The 17,256-nt window shown below is 72.4% G+C and carries 15 protein-coding genes; 3 read left to right on the top strand and 12 right to left on the bottom strand.

All coding sequences use genetic code 11. The annotated features are described in order from the left end of the window. Positions 1–81: 81 nt before the first annotated feature. From ACGFMM_RS20710 to ACGFMM_RS20670, 9 genes are all read right to left on the bottom strand, one after another. Complete coding sequence (locus ACGFMM_RS20710; protein WP_393647823.1) at positions 82–1,497, bottom strand: family 2B encapsulin nanocompartment shell protein; 1,416 nt, start codon at positions 1,495–1,497, stop codon at positions 82–84. A gap of 408 nt (positions 1,498–1,905) precedes the next feature. Next, the gene (locus ACGFMM_RS20705) at positions 1,906–2,724 is read right to left on the bottom strand and encodes a TrmH family RNA methyltransferase (RefSeq protein ID WP_393647822.1); all 819 of its coding nucleotides are present in this window, start codon (positions 2,722–2,724) and stop codon (positions 1,906–1,908) included. 133 nt (positions 2,725–2,857) lie between these two features. Continuing rightward, the gene (cobA, locus tag ACGFMM_RS20700) at positions 2,858–4,090 is read right to left on the bottom strand and encodes a uroporphyrinogen-III C-methyltransferase (protein WP_393647821.1); all 1,233 of its coding nucleotides are present in this window, start codon (positions 4,088–4,090) and stop codon (positions 2,858–2,860) included. A 256-nt stretch (positions 4,091–4,346) separates the two neighbouring features. Then, entirely contained in the window at positions 4,347–7,508 is a 3,162-nt protein-coding gene (gene cobT / locus ACGFMM_RS20695) for a nicotinate-nucleotide--dimethylbenzimidazole phosphoribosyltransferase (protein ID WP_393647820.1), read from the bottom strand. 304 nt (positions 7,509–7,812) lie between these two features. Next, positions 7,813–9,072: a precorrin-6y C5,15-methyltransferase (decarboxylating) subunit CbiE gene (cbiE, locus tag ACGFMM_RS20690; protein WP_393647819.1), complete on the bottom strand. Its 1,260-nt coding sequence runs from the start codon at positions 9,070–9,072 to the stop codon at positions 7,813–7,815. Between the two features lie 101 nt (positions 9,073–9,173). After that, a complete protein-coding gene (locus tag ACGFMM_RS20685; protein WP_393647818.1) occupies positions 9,174–9,860 on the bottom strand; it encodes a GNAT family N-acetyltransferase in 687 nt (228 codons plus the stop codon). Positions 9,861–9,993: 133 nt separating this feature from the next. Next, on the bottom strand, positions 9,994–10,848 hold the full coding sequence (locus ACGFMM_RS20680; RefSeq protein ID WP_393647817.1) for a MetQ/NlpA family ABC transporter substrate-binding protein: 855 nt from the start codon (positions 10,846–10,848) through the stop codon (positions 9,994–9,996). A gap of 79 nt (positions 10,849–10,927) precedes the next feature. Beyond that, complete coding sequence (locus tag ACGFMM_RS20675) at positions 10,928–11,596, bottom strand: methionine ABC transporter permease (RefSeq protein ID WP_393647816.1); 669 nt, start codon at positions 11,594–11,596, stop codon at positions 10,928–10,930. Beyond that, a complete protein-coding gene (locus ACGFMM_RS20670) occupies positions 11,593–12,666 on the bottom strand; it encodes a methionine ABC transporter ATP-binding protein (protein WP_393647815.1) in 1,074 nt (357 codons plus the stop codon). Before ACGFMM_RS20670 ends, ACGFMM_RS20675 begins: the two co-directional genes overlap by 4 nt. A 513-nt stretch (positions 12,667–13,179) precedes the next feature. On the opposite strand from ACGFMM_RS20670, the gene ACGFMM_RS20665 reads away from it, so the two are divergent. Beyond that, positions 13,180–13,542, top strand: a complete 363-nt coding sequence (locus ACGFMM_RS20665; protein WP_393647814.1) for a hypothetical protein — start codon at positions 13,180–13,182, stop codon at positions 13,540–13,542. A 104-nt stretch (positions 13,543–13,646) separates the two neighbouring features. Next, positions 13,647–14,018 carry a hypothetical protein gene (locus tag ACGFMM_RS20660; RefSeq protein WP_393647875.1) on the top strand — a complete coding sequence of 124 codons (372 nt, stop codon included), beginning with the start codon at positions 13,647–13,649 and terminating at the stop codon, positions 14,016–14,018. Position 14,019: 1 nt separating this feature from the next. On the opposite strand, the gene ACGFMM_RS20655 is transcribed toward ACGFMM_RS20660, so the two are convergent. The 3 genes from ACGFMM_RS20655 to ACGFMM_RS20645 form a co-directional block, all read right to left on the bottom strand. Continuing rightward, a complete protein-coding gene (locus ACGFMM_RS20655) occupies positions 14,020–14,502 on the bottom strand; it encodes a GNAT family N-acetyltransferase (protein ID WP_393647813.1) in 483 nt (160 codons plus the stop codon). 37 nt (positions 14,503–14,539) lie between these two features. Beyond that, positions 14,540–15,091 (bottom strand): sigma-70 family RNA polymerase sigma factor, encoded by a 552-nt coding sequence (locus ACGFMM_RS20650; RefSeq protein WP_393647812.1) that lies wholly within the window; start codon positions 15,089–15,091, stop codon positions 14,540–14,542. Between the two features lie 87 nt (positions 15,092–15,178). After that, positions 15,179–16,348: a glycerophosphodiester phosphodiesterase gene (locus ACGFMM_RS20645; protein ID WP_393647811.1), complete on the bottom strand. Its 1,170-nt coding sequence runs from the start codon at positions 16,346–16,348 to the stop codon at positions 15,179–15,181. A gap of 231 nt (positions 16,349–16,579) precedes the next feature. Between ACGFMM_RS20645 and ACGFMM_RS20640 the strand changes: the two genes are divergently transcribed. Then, positions 16,580–17,254, top strand: a complete 675-nt coding sequence (locus ACGFMM_RS20640) for a lysophospholipid acyltransferase family protein (protein ID WP_393647810.1) — start codon at positions 16,580–16,582, stop codon at positions 17,252–17,254. Positions 17,255–17,256: the final 2 nt, after the last annotated feature.

Genomic DNA, 17,256 nt, shown 5'->3' with positions numbered 1-17,256 from the left:
CCCGAGGGCTCCAGCTAGGGCCTGTCCGGCGGATCAGGGTCGGACAGGCCGCGGACCCGGCCATGATTCGCCGGGCAGGCCCTAGTCGCGCCTGCGGGCGATCTGCACGTTCTCCAGCACGCCGAGCGCGTCGGGCACGAGGATCGCAGCGGAGTAGTAGGTGGTGACCAGGTACGACATGATCGCCTGCTCGCTGATGCCCATGAATCGCACCGAGAGGCCCGGCTCGTACTCCTCGGGCAGCCCGGTCTGGTGCAGACCGATGACGCCCTGGTTGTCCTCGCCGGTACGCATGGCGATGATCGAGCTGGTCTGCTCCTTGCTGATCGGGATCTTGTTGCAGGGCAGGATCGGGACGCCGCGCCAGGCCGGGACCGACTGTCCGCCGAGGTCGACATGGTCCGGGTAGAGGCCGCGGGCATTGAACCCGCGCCCGATCGCCGCGATGGTCCTGGGGTGGGCGAGGAAGAACTTGGTGCCGCGCCGGCGGCAGAGCAGCTCGTCGAGGTCGTCCGGGGTGGGCGGGCCGGAGTGGGTCTGGATGCGCTGCTTGAAGTCGGCGTTGTGCAGCAGACCGAACTCGCGGTTGTTGACCAGTTCGTGCTCCTGGCGCTCGCGCAGCGCCTCGATCGTGAGCCGGAGCTGTTCCTCGGTCTGGTTCATCGGGCCGTTGTAGAGATCGGCGACCCGGGTGTGGACCTTGAGCACGGTCTGGGCGACCGAGAGCTCGTACTCGCGCGGCTTGAGCTCGTAGTCGACGAAGGCACCGGGGAGTTCGTGCTCGCCCACGTGGCCGGCCGACATGGCGATCTCGGCCTCGCCGTGGCGGTTCTGCCGCTGCTCGGGGAGGGAGCTGAACCCGTGGATGTGCTCCTGGAGGCTGGGTGCCGCGCAGAGTACGGTGTCGAAGTCCGCGCGGGAGAGGGAGAGCAGAATGCCCGCCGTCTCGGCGGTCGCGGTGTAGTCCCACCTGGCGTCGGCGTCCAGGAGGGCGTTCTCACCGAACCGGTCGCCGTCGGCGAGGACCGCGACGGCGACCTCGTCGCCGTACTTGCCGACCGAGGTCTGGCTGATGCGGCCGTGGGCGACGAGGTGGATCCGGTCGGCGGACGCACCGCGCTCGACGAGGACCTCGCCCGCACGGAAGTCGCGCTGGACGCACCGGTCGGCCAGCGTCCGCAGCACCTCCTCGTCCTCGAAACCGCGCAGCAGGGCGAGTTCGCCGAGTTCCCGGGGGATGACCCGGACGGTGGCGCCGTCCTGGACGAACTCGATGACTCCGTCCCCGACGGTGTAGCTCAGCCGGCGGTTCACCCGGTAGGCGCCGCCCTTGGTCTCCACCCAGGGGAGCATCCGCAGCAGCCACCGGGAGGTGATCTCCTGCATCTGCGGGGCGGACTTGGTGGTGGTCGCGAGGTTCCGGGCAGCCGCGGTACTGAGGCTGGACTGCGGCCGGGGGGCTTCCAGTTGAGTGTCCGGCCCGGTCTCAACGGTCATGGCGCGAGGGCTCCTTGAGAAAAGAGGGAAGAACGACATATTCCCTGGGAATCCATCCAGATCCTCGGGAACAGTAGCCGTCGGCGATCCCGGCTCGCGCCACGAGACCGGGGCCATTACCTCTAAACAGTGATCTTGCGAAGTCCGGGGTTTAGCCGCGCGAACAACGACATTCGAGCCATCGCTCCACGCGTGCGCCCGGCGCACACCACGATGGCTCACGCCCGTACGACTCGGGCCCGCACGAACCGGGATGACGTTTCATCAGCTCCACGGACGCACGGCGCGGCAGGGACGCGCGCACCCGCGCCTGCCGGTCGAGTGCCGCAGGCATCGCGGAACGAAGGATTCCGGCCACGGGCGGAGGCCCCGCGCGCCGCGCTCGCCCCGCCTCGCCCGGGGCTGTCGTCAGTCCTGCGGGCGGCCCGTGGCCACCGCGTAGAAGGCGACCGCGGCGGCCGCGCCCACGTTGAGGGAGTCCACGCCGTGGGCCATCGGGATCCGGACCCACTCGTCGGCGGCCATCAGCGCCTGCCGGGACAGGCCCTCGCCCTCCGCGCCCAGCATCAGCGCGACCCGCTCCAGCTTGTGCGGGGCGGCCTCGTCGATGGACGCGGCGCGCTCGGCCGGGGTGAGGGCGAGCAGCTTGAAGCCCGCCTCGCGGACCGCCTCCAGGCCCTTGGGCCAGGTGTCGAGGCGGGCGTACGGGACGGAGAACACCGCGCCCATGGAGACCTTCACGGAGCGCCGGTACAGCGGGTCCGCGCAGTCCGGGGAGAGCAGCACCGCGTCCATGCCGAGCGCGGCGGCGCTGCGGAAGATCGCGCCGATGTTGGTGTGGTCGTTGACCGACTCCATGACGACGACCCGCCGGGCGGTGAGGAGCAGTTCCTCCGCGGTCGGCAGCGGCTTGCGCTGCATGGAGGCGAGCGCGCCGCGGTGCACGTGGTAGCCGGTGACCTGCTCGGCGAGGTCCGGCTGCACCGCGTACACGGGAGCCGGGACCTCGTCGATGACATCGCGCATGACGTCGACCCACTTCGCGGACAGCAGCATCGACCGCATCTCGTACCCGGCCTGCTTGGCCCGCCGGATCACCTTCTCGCCCTCGGCGATGAACAGGCCCTCGGCGGGCTCGCGCCGGCGGCGCAGCTCGACGTCGGTGAGGCCGGTGTAGTCACGCAGGCGGGGGTCGTCGGGGTCGTCGACGGTGATGAGATCTGCCACGGGTCGATACTGCCTTGTCCGGGGGGTGGTGCCAACGTGTGCGGCGGGGCGGGTTACCCCTGGTTACATGCGGGGTGACGCATGCGGTGATGTGGAGGGTGACGCGTGCGGTCATGCGGGGTGACGCATGAGGTCACTTGACCAGCTTGCCGGGGCCCTCGCCCACGACGTCGCCGATCACGATGACCGCGGGCGGGCGGACGTCCTCGGCCTTCACGGTCTCCGCGACCGTGGCGAGCGTGGCGTCGACCCGGCGCTGGGTGGCCGTCGTGCCCTCCTGGACCAGGGCCAGCGGGGTCTCGGGGGCCTTGCCGTGGGCGACCAGCGCCTCGGCGATCTTCCCGATCTTGTCGACGCCCATGAGGATCACGAGGGTGCCGGTGAGCTTGGCGAGGGACTCCCAGTCGACCAACGAGCGCGGGTCGTCGGGCGCGACATGACCGCTGACCACCGTGAACTCGTGCGCCACGCCCCGGTGGGTGACCGGGATCCCGGCCGCGCCGGGCACCGAGATCGAGCTGGAGATGCCCGGGACGACGGTGCAGGCGATGCCCTCGGCGGCCAGGGCCTGGGCCTCCTCCATGCCGCGGCCGAAGACGAACGGGTCGCCGCCCTTGAGACGGACCACGGACTTCCCGGCCTTCGCGTGCTCGATCAGCGCGTTGTTGATGGCCTCCTGGGCCATGAACCTGCCGTACGGGATCTTCGCCGCGTCGATCACCTCGACGTGCGGGGGCAGTTCGCTCAGCAGGTCGCGCGGGCCGAGGCGGTCCGCGATGACGACGTCCGCCTCGGCGAGGAGGCGGCGGCCGCGGACCGTGATCAGGTCCGGGTCGCCGGGGCCGCCGCCGACGAGGGCGACGAAGGGAGTACGGGAGCGGTGCGCGGGCGCGGCGAGGGAGCCGTCGCGCAGGCCCTCGACGATCGCGTCCCGCACGGCGGCGGAGCGACGCGGGTCGTGGCCGGTGAGGACGGCGACGGTCACGCCCTCACTGTGGCCGGTCGCCGGGGTCCACGCGGTGGCCGCCTCGGCGTCGTCGGAACGGACGCACCAGGTGCGGGTGCGCTCCGCCTCGGCGGAGACGGCGGCGTTGGCGGCGGGGTCGCCGGTGGCGACGAGGGCGTACCAGGTGTCGGCGAGGTCGCCGTCCTGGTAACGGCGCTTCGTCCAAGTGATCTCGCCGGCCTCGGCCATGGCCTCGACGGAGGGCGTCGCGGAGGGGGAGATCAGGGTGACGTCCGCGCCGGCGGCGACGAGGGCCGGGAGGCGGCGCTGCGCGACCTGTCCGCCGCCGATGACGACGACGCGACGCCCGGCGAGACGGAGTCCGACGGGGTAGGCGGGGTGCGACACGGTCTCGGTCATGGCGTGGCGGCTCCTAGCGGCGTGGCGGTGCGGTGCGGGCCGCTGCGGCGGTGAAGCGGCTGGTGGGGCGGGGTGCGGGGCCCTGCGCCCACGATATCGGTGACCAGCGGTACAGACGCTGTGACCCTGGTCCCCCTCGGCGGCCTCCGCCCCCACCACCTCCGTGTGGGCAATCGTCCCTCCCCCAGACTCCGTCCGGGGGGACCCCCAGGGCGGAGTCTGGGGGAGGAACGACTGCCCACAACGGAGCGACCGGCTACTTTTCCGTCACGCCCGCTGAGTCGAACGTCGCCACCTCGTGCATCGCCCGCGCCGCACTCTGCACCACAGGCAGCGCCAGCAGCGCGCCGGTGCCTTCGCCGAGGCGGAGGTCGAGGTCGACCAGGGGGCGCAGGCCCAGCTTGTTGAGGGCCGCCACGTGGCCGGGTTCGGCGCTGCGGTGGCCGGCGATGCAGGCCGCCAGGGCCTCGGGGGCGATGGCACGGGCGACCAGCGCCGCCGCGCCCGTGGAGACGCCGTCCAGGATCACCGGCGTCCGCAGCGACGCGCCGCCGAGGATCAGGCCGACCAGCGCCGCGTGCTCCAGGCCGCCGACCGCCGCGAGCACGCCGATCGGGTCCGCCGGGTCCGGCTTGTGGAGTTCCAGGGCGCGCCGGACCACGTCCACCTTCCGCGCGTGCATCTCGTCGTTGATGCCCGTGCCGCGACCGGTGACCTCGGTCGGATCGACCCCGGTGTACACCGAGATCAGCGCCGCCGACGCCGTCGTGTTCGCGATGCCCATCTCGCCGGTCAGGAGGGCCTTGTTGCCCGCCGCCACGAGGTCGCGGGCCGTCTCGATGCCCACCTCGATCGCCGACAGGACCTCTTCGCGGGTCATGGCGAGACCCGTGGTGAAGTCGCCCGTACCGGCTCGGACCTTGCGGGGCAGGAGGCCCGGAGTTGCGGGGAGGTCCGACGCCACGCCCACGTCGATGACGCAGACCTCGGCGCCGACCTGGTTGGCGAACGCGTTGCAGACCGCTCCCCCGCCGAGGAAGTTGGCGACCATCTGGCCGGTCACCTCCTGCGGCCACGCCGTGACGCCCTGGGCGTGCACACCGTGGTCGCCGGCGAAGATCGCGACGGCGGCCGGCTCCGGGATCGGCGGCGGGCACATCCGGGAGAGGCCGGAGAGCTGCGCGGAGATGATCTCCAGCATGCCCAGCGCCCCCGCGGGCTTGGTCATGCGCTTCTGGCGCTCCCACGCCTCGCCGAGCGCCTTCGCGTCCAGCGGGCGGATGTTGGAGACGGTCTCCTGGAGCAGGTCGTGCGGCTCCTCGCCGGGCAGCGCCCGGCGGCCGTACGTCTCCTCGTGGACGACCCAGGACAGCGGGCGCCGCTTGGACCAGCCCGCCTGCATCAGCTCGGGCTCCTCCGGGAACTCGTCGACGTACCCGACGCACAGGTACGCGACGACCTCCAGGTGCTCGGGCAGGCCGAGCGAGCGGACCATCTCGCGCTCGTCGAAGAAACTGACCCAGCCGACGCCGAGGCCCTCGGCGCGGGCGGCGAGCCACAGGTTCTCGACGGCGAGCGCCGAGGAGTACGGGGCCATCTGCGGCTGGGTGTGACGGCCCAGGGTGTGCCGGCCGCCCCGGGTCGGGTCGGCGGTGACGACGATGTTCACCGGGGTGTCGAGGATCGCCTCGATCTTCAGTTCCTTGAACTGCTTCGCCCGGCCCTTGGGCAGCGACTTGGCGTACGCCTCGCGCTGCCGGGTGGCGAGTTCGTGCATCGTCCGGCGGGTCTCCGCGGAACGGATGACGACGAAGTCCCACGGCTGGGAGTGGCCCACGCTGGGCGCGGTGTGCGCCGCTTCGAGGACGCGGAGGAGGACCTCGTGCGGGATCGGGTCGCTGCGGAAGCCGTTGCGGATGTCGCGGCGTTCGCGCATCACGCGCAGCACCGCCTCGCGCTCGGCCTCGTCGTAGCCGGGCGCCGCCGCGGTGGCGACCGCTTCCTGCACGGGCTCCTGCGGCTCCTCGGCCGACTCGGCCACGGCGACGGCCTCGGAGACGGGCTCGGCGGCGTCGTCCTCGGTGACGGCGACGGGCTCGACCGTCTCCACGATCTCGACCGTCTCCACGATCTCCGGCGCCTCGATGATCTCGGGGGCCTCGACCTGCTCGGCGACCGGCTCGGCGGCCGGTTCGGCGACCTGCTCGGCCGGTACGGCGGCCTCCGCCTCGGGGGCGGCCTGGGGCTCGGCGACGATCACCGGCTCCGGCGCGGCGGCCTGCTCGGCGACGGGCTCCGCCACGGGCTCCGGCTCGGCGACGACGACGGGCTCCGCCACGATCACCGGCTCCGGGGCCGCCTGGGCCTCGGCGACCGGCTCCGCCACGGGCTCGGCCGCCTGAGGCTCCGCCACGACCGGCTCGGCCACAACGGGCTCGGCAGCGACCGGCTCCACAGCGACCGCCACGGGCTCGGGCTCGGCCACGACCGGCTCGACGACCACGGGCTCGGCCACAACAGGCTCCACAGCGACCGCCACCGGCTCCACCGGCTCCGCCGGAAGCGGCGTCTCTCCCGTGCGCTCCGGCTCCGCCGGGGTCGGGGCGAGGTGCGGGGTCGTCGGGACCTGGCCCTCGACCTGTACGAACCGGGCCGCGGGCACGGGCTCGCCGGCCTGCTGCGGCACGACCGTTTCTGCGGCCACGGGCACCGGCGCGGCCGGAACGGGCTGCGGCTCCTGTACGGCGACGGCCTCCGGCGTCCACGGGACCGCGCCCTGGGGCACCTCGCCGAGGCGCGGGCCGGGCAGCGGGGCCGCGTCGTCCCGCGCCACGTCGAGGTACTCGGGGCCGGAGGTCTGCGGGCCCTGGATCCGGGCCGGCATCGGCGCGGGGACCGCCTGCGGGGCCCCGGCGGGGCCGCGGTCGGACAGGGAGCGGACCACGCCGCCGGTGCTGTCCGGGGCGGGCGGGCCCATGTGGAGGGGACGGCGCGCGGGCGGCGGCGTCGGCGCGGCGACGGGCACGGCCGCCCGTACGGCGCCGAGGTCGAGCGAGCCGGAGTCGCGGCCCGCGGCCTCGTGCGCGCCCATGGCGCCGTACGCGGCCTGCGGGTCGAGCGGCAGCGGGTCGGTGAGCGGGTCCGGCAGCGGGTCGGTGAGGGGATCCGGCAGCGGGTCCGTCAGCGGGTCGCCCATCATCGGCGCGGCCATGGCGACCGGCGGCGCGGGCACGATGCCCGGCTGGTGCTCGCTCCATGCGCCCTGTGCGCCCGGCATGAGGAGGATCTCGTCGTCCTCGGCCGCGCTCCCGGAGGGGTCCAGGAAGGTGTACGCGCCCGGTGCGGGGATGCCCGGCTGCTCCACCATGCCTGCGTTCTCCGGCAGCCCCTCGCCCGGGACCTGGCCGGTGTCCGTCATGCGTACCCCTCGCCCATCGGTTGTGCTCCTTCAGACCTTCGCCCGTCAACAAGAACGAGCAAGCGCGCCGCGCGGCACGAAGGCGCGCGAACACCAAGCATTCTCGCGGCCTTCCGCCATCGTGGCAGGGAGATCCGCCACGGTGCGCTGTGGACTGCGCCACGTCGCGCGTCCCCCTGTTGAGCCGTATCACAGGAGCGACCCAATCGGACCACCTTTTCCGGACATTGGTGAATCAAACGCCGGAAGCCTGGGTTTCGGTACAACGGTCGGTCAGCCTACCTGGCGTACGGTGCGCCCGGGGTCACGGGGCGCGTCCGATACGGCGTCCGGACAGCAGGAACACCACCGAGCGCTCGCGCTCCGACCAGTCATCCGGGTCGAGTTCGACGGCCTGCAGCAGGACGCTTTCGACGGCGTACCCGCCGTCGGCGAGGGCCTTGCCGATGGCCTCGGCGTCGTCGCGGGTGGAGGCGTGGGCGACGATGCGCTCGGGGCGGCGGTCGGTACAGGCGGCGACGACCGCGGCGCCGCCCGCTCCGACGCGTACGACGTCGGGTTCGGGCAGCCGTTCCAGTACCTGCGGGGCGCGGCCGGCCACGGCCTGGAGCTGGACGTGGTGGCGGCGGGCGGCGGCCTCGACGCGGGCGCAGGCGGCCGGGTCGGCGTCGACGGCGATGACGGCCGCGCCGAACCGGGCGGCCTCCACGGCAAGCGCTCCGGAGCCGCTGCCGATGTCCCAGACGAGGTCGCCGACGCGGGGGGCGAGGCGGGCGAGCTGGGCGGCGCGCAGGGCCGGGGACTGTCCGGCGCCGGTCCCGCCCGCGGACGGGACCGTGCCCGCGTCGTCCTCGCCGTGCCGGTCCGCGTCCGTCTCGTCGGCGTACTCGGCGTCCGGGAGGACCCAGTCGCGTACGGCGGGGGTGTCGTGGCCCATCAGCCAGCCGGGGCCGGCCGGGGCGCCGCCGCCGATGACGATGACGACGTTGGGGTCGCGCCAGACGTGGTCGGCGGCCTTGTCGGAGGTGAGGACGGTGACCTGTTCCCGTTCGGTGCCGAGTTCCTCGCAGATGACGAAGGTGCGGTGCACGCCGTCGAGGAGCAGGGCCAGTTCGGCGGGTCCGGCGCCGGGCGAGGTGAGGACGGCGACCTTGGGGTGGGCGCGGCAGACGTTGACGGCGCGGCGCAGGGTGCGCTGGTGGGCGACGACGACGCGGGCGTCGTCCCAGGGCATGCCGGCCCGAGCGAAGGCGGCGGCGACGGAGGAGACGGCGGGGACGACCTCGACCTCGAGACCGTGCTCGGGGGCGCGCAGGGTGCGGACGACGCCGAAGAAGCCGGGGTCGCCGTCGGCGAGGACGACGGCGCTGCCGCGGTGCTGGGCGATGCGGCGGGCGGCGAGGTCGACGCTGCCGAGGCGGATGCGCTCGGCGCCGGACGGCACCTCGGGCAGGGCGAGGTGGTGCGCGGCACCGGCCACCAGCGTCGCGGCCGAGAGCGCGGACCGGGCCGCGGCGGTGAGGGGAGATCCGTCCCAGCCGATCACCGTGACACGGTCGGCCATCGTCGCGTGTCTCCTGAGGTCGTGGCTGGTCGGGGCAGGGTGAGGGTACCTGGGATCGGCTCCGTCCTGCGATGCGGCGGACCTGACCGGTACGGCTCCCGTCAGCTCCAGTCGGCGAAGGACGAGTACCCGGCGTCGGCCATCTGGTCGGCGACGCCCTCGAGGTCCTCGGGGAGCAGGCTCCAGACGATCAGGTCGGTCCTGAGCTCGGTCCACTCGCCGGTCTCGGTCTGGTGGCGCACGAGCCAGGCGTTGCGCAGGACGCCCTCGCTGATGCAGCCGATCTTCTGGGCGACCTGCTGGGAGGCGGTGTTGTCGGCGGCGGTGCGCAGTTCCAGGCGTTCGAAGCCGCGGTCGCGGAACAGCCACTGGGCGACGGCGAGGACGGACTCGGTGGCGTAGCCCTCGCCGCGGGCCCAGGGGGCGGTGACGTAGGAGACCTCGGTAGCGCCGGTGCGCCAGTTGGTGTGGTGCAGGTGGATGGTGCCGACCAGACGCTGCGTCAGGAACTCGGTGACGGCGAGGACGATCCCGCGTCCTTCGGTTCTCTCCGCAGGAGCGATCCTGCGCACCCAGTCCTCGGCGTCGGAGCGGGTGTACGGATGCGGAACGGAGGTCCAGGCGGTGACGAGTTCGTCGTTCATCATCTCCGTGAACGCGGGGATGTCGGCCTCTTCGTACGGGCGCATCACCAGCCGGTCCGTGCTGATGGAGATGTCCGGAAACGTGGTAGTCATGCGCAGCTCCATGCCGAAGAACCGTCGGAAGAGACCGTGAACGCACAGCATGCAGCATGGGCTGACGGTGTGCATGGCCGGGTGGGTCGCGGCGAAGGCCCCGCGCACCGGACGGGATGCGCGGGGCCTTCGTCACAAGGACACTACTGCGCGGGCCGTCTGACGGCACGTCGCATGCCGCGGGCTACTTCACGGCGCCGAAGGCCGGGACGACGGAGCCGGTGTAGGTGTCCTCGATGTACTTCTTCACCTCGGGGGAGTTGAGGAGCTCGACGAGCTTGGTCACCCGGGCGTCCTTCTCGTTGCCCTTCTTGACGGCGAGGAAGTTGGCGTACGGGTTGCCCTCCGCCTTCTCCAGTGCGAGCGCGTCGGTGGCGGGCTTGAGGTCGGCCTCGATGGCGTAGTTGCCGTTGATCACCGCGGCGTCGACGTCGTTCAGGGCGCGGGGCACGGTGGCGGCCTCCAGCTCCTTGAACTCCAGGCCCTTCTTGTCGGTGATGTCGGAGAGCTTGGCGTCGGTGCCGACGCCGTCCTTGAGGGTGATCAGGCCGTTGGCGGCGAGCAGCTGGAGCGCGCGGCCCTCGTTGGTGGTGTCGTTGGGGACGGCGACGGTCTGGCCGGCCTTGATGTCCTTCAGCGAGGTGAGCTTCTTGGAGTAGAGGCCGAGGGGCTCCAGGTGGACGTTGGCCACCGGGACGATGTGGGTGTTGTTCTTCTTGTTGAAGTCGTCGAGGTACGGCTTGTGCTGGAAGTAGTTGGCGTCGACCTGGCCGGACTCGGTGGCGGTGTTCGGCAGGACGTAGTCCGTGAACTCCTTCACCTCCAGCTTCAGTCCGGCCTTGGCCGCCAGCTTGTCCTTGACGAAGTTCAGGATGTCGGCGTGCGGCGTCGGGGACGCGGCGACGACGAGCGGCTGGGACGCGTCGGCCTTGCCCTCCCCCTTGGCGGCGGGGTCGGAGGAGGTGCCGCAGGCGGTGAGGCCCAGGGCGAGCGCGGCGGTGGCGGCGGCAGCGGCGGTGAGCTTGGTGTTCCTACGCACGAAGAGTGCCTCTTTCTGGTGGTGCGGACTTCGCCCGAGCACGACAAGTGCGGGCTGTGGGGTGGAGCGTTCCGGGGGCCTACGCGGTGCGGCCGCGGCGCGCCAGGAGGCGGACGACGCCGTCTCCGACGAGCTGGACCACGGTCACGATCGCGATCAGGACGACGACGGTGACCAGCATGAACTGGGTGTCGAAGCGCTGGTAGCCGTAGGTGATGGCCTTGGAGCCGAGGCCTTCGCCGCCGACCGCGCCGGCCATCGCCGAGTAGCCGACGAGGACGATCACGGTGGTGGTGACGGCGGAGACGAGCGAGGGCAGGGCCTGCGGGAGCAGCACCTTGCGGATGATCGTGGGGACCGATCCGCCCATGGACTGGACGGCTTCGACCAGCCCGTGGTCGACCTCGCGGATCGCGGTCTCGACGAGACGCGCGAAGAACGGGATCGCGCCGATGGCGAGCGGCACGATCATCGCGGTCGGCCCGATGAAGGTGCCGACGACGAAGGTGGTGAAGGGGATCAGGGCGATCAGCAGGATGATGAACGGCAGCGAGCGGCCGATGTTCACGATGACGCCGAGGACCTTGTTGACCGCCGTGTTCTGCAGCAGTCCGCCCTTGTCGGTGAGGACGAGGAGGATGCCGAGCGGCAGTCCGCCGAGGACGGAGACGACCGTGGCCCAGAGCACCATGTAGAGGGTGTCGATCGTGCCCTGTTCGAGCAGCGGCTGCATTTCCGACCAGGTCACTTGGCACCTTCCTTGGCCGGCGTGGGGTGCTGTGCGGGGATCGCGGCGGCGTCGTCGACGGCGTCCTCGGCTTCGACGACGTCGACCTGCAGGCCCTGCTCGCGCAGGAAGCCGACGGGGACGACGTTCTCCTCGTACCGGCCGGGCAGCTCGATGCGCATGCGGCCGATCTGCTTGCCGGCGACGGTGTCCATCGCCGCGCCGAGGATCGAGATGTCGATGTTGTAGGTGCGGGCCAGCTGCGAGATGACCGGCTGGGTGGCGGCCTCGCCGTGGAAGGTGACGTCGACGACGGTCCGCTCGGCGCCGGTGGCGGCGCCGGTGAGCGGGAAGAGTTCGGCGGCCAGTTCGGAGCCGGGGGTGGCCAGCAGTTCGCTGACGGTGCCGGACTCGACGATCCGGCCCTTCTGCATCAGCGCGGCGGAGTCGCAGATCGTCTTGACGACCTCCATCTCGTGCGTGATGAGCAGGACGGTCAGGCCGAGCTGCCGGTTGAGGTCGCGCAGCAGCTGGAGGATGGAGCGCGTGGTCTCGGGGTCGAGGGCGCTGGTGGCCTCGTCGGAGAGCAGCACCTTGGGCTTGCCGGAGAGGGCGCGGGCGATGCCGACGCGCTGCTTCTGGCCTCCGGAGAGCTGCCCGGGGTAGGCCTTTGCCTTGTCGGCGAGGCCGACGAGGTCGAGCAGTTCCAGGGCGCGGCGGCTGCGCTCGGCGCCGGAGACGCCGAGGATCTCCAGCGGGAGCTCGATGTTGTCCTGGACGGTGCGCGAGGACAGCAGGTTGAAGTGCTGGAAGACCATGCCGATGCCGGTGCGCGCCCGGCGCAGTTCGGCGCCGGCCCGGCGGCCGCGGCCGGCGAGGGCGGTGAGGTCGACTCCGTCGACGGTCACGGTGCCGGAGGTGGGGCGCTCCAGGAGGTTCACGCAGCGGATCAGGGAGGACTTGCCGGCGCCGCTCTGGCCGATCACGCCGAAGACCTCGCCCTCGCGGACGTGGAGGTCGACGCCGTCCAGAGCGGTGACCTGGCGGCCTCGTGACGCGTAGACCTTGGTCAGGCCCGTAGTGGTGATCACAGGGGTTTCCGTACTGTCGAGTGCCGCGGCGCTTGGGTCCGCCGGGCATGGGAATTCGCAAAAGGGACAGTCAGGCGCGGGGGTGCGCGGGGCAGCCACGTTCCGGTGCCGTGGGGCAGGCGGACGGTTCGGCCGTCGGGGGCTCGCTTCGGGGCGCGAGTCTCAGGCGGGGGCCCTCAGTTGGCGCACATTCGACACATACAACGAGCACCGGGCGTCATGTTCGCCTCGGTCGCAGGGGTGCGGTCGCTCGTCGTGGTCATGGCTGCAATTTAAGCACGGGGCATTTCGAACGGAAGGGCGGTGTCCGAATAGCGGACGCCGATGGGACGCCAGGCGGACACCGCGCCCCTCGGACGGAGGGGGTCATTCCGCTCCCTGCCTGGCCGAACACGGCCCTGCGCGGACCTCCCGGAGGTGCGTACGGGGCACCCCGTGTGGCCAAGCCCACCCCGCCGCACGCTCCGGGGGCCGGGGACGGCGGGCGCCCCGCCGCGTAATACGCTCGGGCGCATGCTTGACGCCCTGACGGTCGCGGTCTCCGTGGCCGCGCTCGCCCTCGCCGCCTGGTGCGGCTTCGCCGCGTACCGCGACCAGCCGACCAAGGACTGGCACTTCATCGGCATGGCCGTCGTCACCGTGCTCGCCCTGGTCCAGCTGGTGGTCGGGGTCGTGCAGCTGGCCCGCGGCCAGGCGGCCGAGGAGGGCACGGTGATCTTCGTGGCGTATCTGCTGGGCGCGCTGTGCGCGGTTCCCGGGGCGGGCTTCATGTCGCTGGCGGAGCGCAGCCGCTGGGGCTCGGCGACGGTGGCCGCGGGCGCGGTGGTGCTCGCGGTCCTCGAAGTGCGTCTCTTCGACATCTGGACGGTGGGCTGACGATGACCGCGACGGACGCGGAGACCGGAGAGACCCCGGAGAGCGCGGAGAGCTCGGAGGCCGGGGAGAGCGGGCAGCGGACCCGGCTCGTGAAGGGCCCGGGCATGCTGCTCGTCTGGCTGTACGGGGTGATGTCGGTGGGCGCGGTCTCGCGCTCGATCGTGCAGATCTCCACCGAGTTCGAGCACGCCCCGCTCGCCTACTCGCTGTCGGCGGTGGCGGCCGTGGTGTACGCCTTCATCACGTACACGCTGGTGCGGGGCGGCGAGACGGCCCGCAGGGCGGCGCTGGTGTGCTGCGCCGCCGAGCTCGCGGGCGTGCTGATCGTGGGCACCTGGACGCTGCTCGACCCGGCGGCGTTCCCGGACACCACGGTCTGGTCGGACTACGGCTACGGCTACATCTTCATCCCGGTGCTGCTCCCCGTGACCGGCATCCTCTGGCTGCGCCGGGCCCGCAGCGCACAGACCGGCTGAGCTACGCCGCCTTCTCCAGGGTGACCAGCGTGAGCCGCGGGCCGACCTCGCGGGTGGCGACCTGCTCGTACCCGCGGCTGCGGTAGAGGCGCAGATTGCCGTCGCTGCGGTGACCGGTGAACAGCTGGTAGCGCTTGGCGGCGGGACGGGCTCCGGTGGCGAAGTGCTGCTCGATGGCGTCGAGGAGCCGGCCGCCGAGGCCGTGCCGGCGCATCCGCGGATGGACGATCAGCTTGGCGATGTGCACCGTCCCGGTCTCGTCGGCCTCGGCGCGGACGGAGGCGACCACCTCGTCGCCCAGCCGGGCCACCAGGCCGTGACCGCGGTCCAGTTCGGCCCGCAGCTCCTCGAGGGTCTGGGTGAGCGGTTCGATGCGCCAGTCGCCGTACAGCTCCGCCTCGCTCTGATAGCAGAGGTACTGCAGCTTCAGAATCTGCTCGGCGTCCTGCGAGGTCGCTGCCGAGATCGTCACGCTCATGCCCATGTGTGCTGCCTTCCGCTCACCTGGTCTGCCGGCCGGTCTACCGCTCCTTTCCCCGGAGGGCGGGAGCAGGAACCTCTGCAGCCAGCATTCTGCGCAGGCATCCCAGGCAGCGGGAACGCATCGGCCCCAGACTGCCTTGTGAGATACCCAACTCCCCTGCGATTTCGCGGTATGTGGGGTCCTCGGGCGACAGCATCGCGGTGAGCACCTGCGGGCACTGGCCGGGGGTGCGGCGCACCGCGGCACGCAGGGTCCGGCGGCGCTCGGCGACGAGCGCGGAGCGCTCCGGGGAGCCGTGCGCGCCGGGCGGGGCGGCCGGCTCGTGGGGGTAGGCACGCTCCCGGCCCGCGGTACGGCGGGCCCGGCGGGCCTCGTCGCGTACGGCGCGGCGCAGCCAGTCGGCGGGCCGGACGGGGGCGTCGTCGTCGCGCAGCCGCTCCAGGAGGCGGAGCCACACGGCCTGCTCGAGGTCGCCGGGCTCGATGCCGGCGCCGGCGGCCTCGGCGTGCGACTCGGCGGCCAGCAGCGGGGCGAGTTCGGCGACCAGGCGCGGGGCCCGCTCGGCGGCGGGGGGTTCGTCAGTCGTCATGCCGGGCACGACGGGCGGCGGCCCGGGGGCGGTTGCGCGCTGTCGCCCCAACCACCCGGTCGGGTGCACCGCCCGTCGCGCGGGCCGTCAGCGGCCGGCCAGGTCCGCGGCGGCGAGCAGGGCCGTGTCGGGGTTGTCGGAGAAGATGCCGTCGATCCCGGTGGCCAGGTAGGTCTTCAGCGCGCCGAAGGCGTCGCCGTACGCGTTCGGGTCGGTGCCCCGGCGGAAGTCGGCGGGCAGGAAGCTGTTCTCGTTGCGGTGCGTGTACGGGTGCAGGATCAGGCCCTGCGCGTGCGCGTCGCGGACGAGGGTGGTCGGTGCGCCCAGCTTGCCGGAGGCGTCCTTGGGGATGACCAGGTCCAGGGTGGGGCCGATGCCCTGCGCGTACGAGGCGATCCACGCCAGGCCCTCGGGCTTGACGAGGTCGGCGACGGTGCGCGGGTCGCCGGCCTGGACGAAGTCCCAGGGGCGGCTGCTCGCGGCGGACAGCAGGACCACGCGCGGGGAGTCGACCAGCTTCGCCAGGCGCTGGATGCTGCTGGGCTCGAAGGACTGCAGGAAGACCGGGGAGTGGGCGCGGTGGCGGCCGTAGCGGCGCAGCAGCCGGGCCAGCCGCTCCTCAAGGCCGAGGCCGAGGCCGCGGAAGTACGTGGGGTGCTTGGTCTCGACGTGCAGCCACACCTCGCGGCCGCGGCGGCGGCCCTCCTGCTCGGCCCAGCGCAGCACCTCCTCGAAGGTGGGGATCTCCCAGCGGCCGTCGTAGAGGGTGTTCTCCTGGCGGATGCCGGGAATGCGCTCCTTCGCACGCAGGGTCTTCAGCTCGGCGAGGGTGAAGTCCTCGGTGAACCAGCCGGTGAGGGTGACCCCGTCGATGGTCTTGGTGGTGCGGAGGGAGGCGAACTCGGGGTGGTCGGCGACGTCGGTGGTGCCGGTGATGTCGTTCTCGTGCCGGCACACCAGGTGCCCGTCCTTGGTGGGGACGAGGTCCTGCTCGATCACGTGCGCGCCGAGGTCGAGGCCGAGCCGGTACGAGCCGAGGGTGTGCTCGGGGCGGTAGCCGCTGGCGCCGCGGTGGGCGATGACGGTGGGGACGGGCAGGGCGCGGTGGCCCCGGCCGGCCCCGCGGTCCGCCTCCTGCCCGGCGGCGGGGGCGGCGTGCGCGTCGCCGGCGCCGAGGGCCGCGGAGCCGAGGACGGCCGCTCCCGCTGCGCCGAGGACGGTCCGGCGTGCCGGGTTTGTAGGCGAACCCTGGGTCATGAAGGCTCCTTCTGCCGCTGTTGTCACTATGTCCCGCACCTGCCAAACGGGCGCTCCGACCCTAGGCGGAGCCGCCTTCCGGGCGGCAGACGCCGGGCGAACGGGGTGCAAAATCGAGTCAACGCCGCGTTGCGGCTCCGTGAACCCGATGTGCGGATACGAGTGACCCGCGAGTATCGTCCTCACCTGCACTTCGCACGCCGCCTGCCGTTCCCGACACCGGAGGAACCGTTGTCCCGTCTCGCGCTCATCAAGGCTGTGCTCGGACCGATCCTGCGTCTGATGTTCCGCCCACGTGTGGAGGGCGCGGAGCACATCCCGGGCACGGGGCCGGTGATTCTGGCCGGAAACCATCTGACGTTCATCGACTCGATGATCATGCCGCTGTGCACGGACCGCCCGGTGTACTTCATCGGCAAGGACGCGTACGTGACGGGCAAGGGCCTCAAGGGCCGGCTGATGGCCTGGTTCTTCACCGGCGTCGGCATGATCCCGGTGGACCGCGACGGCGGCCGCGGCGGCGTCGCCGCGCTGATGACCGGCAGCCGGGTCCTGGAGGAGGGCAAGGCGTTCGCGATCTACCCGGAGGGCACCCGCTCCCCCGACGGCCGGCTGTACCGGGGCCGTACCGGCATCGCCCGGCTGACCCTGATGACCGGCGCGCCGGTGGTGCCGTTCGCGATGATCGGCACGGACAAGATCCAGCCGGGCGGCGCGGGCATGCCGCGGCCGGGCCGGGTGACGGTCCGCTTCGGCGAGCCGATGGAGTTCTCCCGCTACGAGGGCATGGACCGCGACCGGTACGTGCTGCGCGCGGTGACGGACTCGGTGATGGCCGAGGTGATGCGGCTGTCGGGGCAGGAGTACGTGGACATGTACGCGACGAAGGCGAAGGAAGCCGCCTGATC

It is taken from the genome of Streptomyces sp. NPDC048604, from assembly GCF_043199435.1.
In the GTDB taxonomy this organism is placed as follows: Bacteria; Actinomycetota; Actinomycetes; order Streptomycetales; family Streptomycetaceae; genus Streptomyces.
Note: the sequence above shows the minus strand (reverse complement) of the source record. Positions and strands in the feature narration are given on the sequence as shown.

What these genes read in the sequence shown, in the direction of transcription:
- ACGFMM_RS20710 (WP_393647823.1), bottom strand. Translation starts at nt 1,497, where the DNA reads ATGACCGTTGAGACCGGGCCGGACACTCAACTGGAAGCCCCCCGGCCG.
- cobA (WP_393647821.1), bottom strand. Translation starts at nt 4,090, where the DNA reads ATGACCGAGACCGTGTCGCACCCCGCCTACCCCGTCGGACTCCGTCTC.
- cobT (WP_393647820.1), bottom strand. Translation starts at nt 7,508, where the DNA reads ATGACGGACACCGGCCAGGTCCCGGGCGAGGGGCTGCCGGAGAACGCA.
- cbiE (WP_393647819.1), bottom strand. Translation starts at nt 9,072, where the DNA reads ATGGCCGACCGTGTCACGGTGATCGGCTGGGACGGATCTCCCCTCACC.
- ACGFMM_RS20685 (WP_393647818.1), bottom strand. Translation starts at nt 9,860, where the DNA reads ATGCTGTGCGTTCACGGTCTCTTCCGACGGTTCTTCGGCATGGAGCTG.
- ACGFMM_RS20665 (WP_393647814.1), top strand. Translation starts at nt 13,180, where the DNA reads ATGCTTGACGCCCTGACGGTCGCGGTCTCCGTGGCCGCGCTCGCCCTC.
- ACGFMM_RS20660 (WP_393647875.1), top strand. Translation starts at nt 13,647, where the DNA reads ATGCTGCTCGTCTGGCTGTACGGGGTGATGTCGGTGGGCGCGGTCTCG.
- ACGFMM_RS20655 (WP_393647813.1), bottom strand. Translation starts at nt 14,502, where the DNA reads ATGGGCATGAGCGTGACGATCTCGGCAGCGACCTCGCAGGACGCCGAG.
- ACGFMM_RS20650 (WP_393647812.1), bottom strand. Translation starts at nt 15,091, where the DNA reads ATGACGACTGACGAACCCCCCGCCGCCGAGCGGGCCCCGCGCCTGGTC.
- ACGFMM_RS20645 (WP_393647811.1), bottom strand. Translation starts at nt 16,348, where the DNA reads ATGACCCAGGGTTCGCCTACAAACCCGGCACGCCGGACCGTCCTCGGC.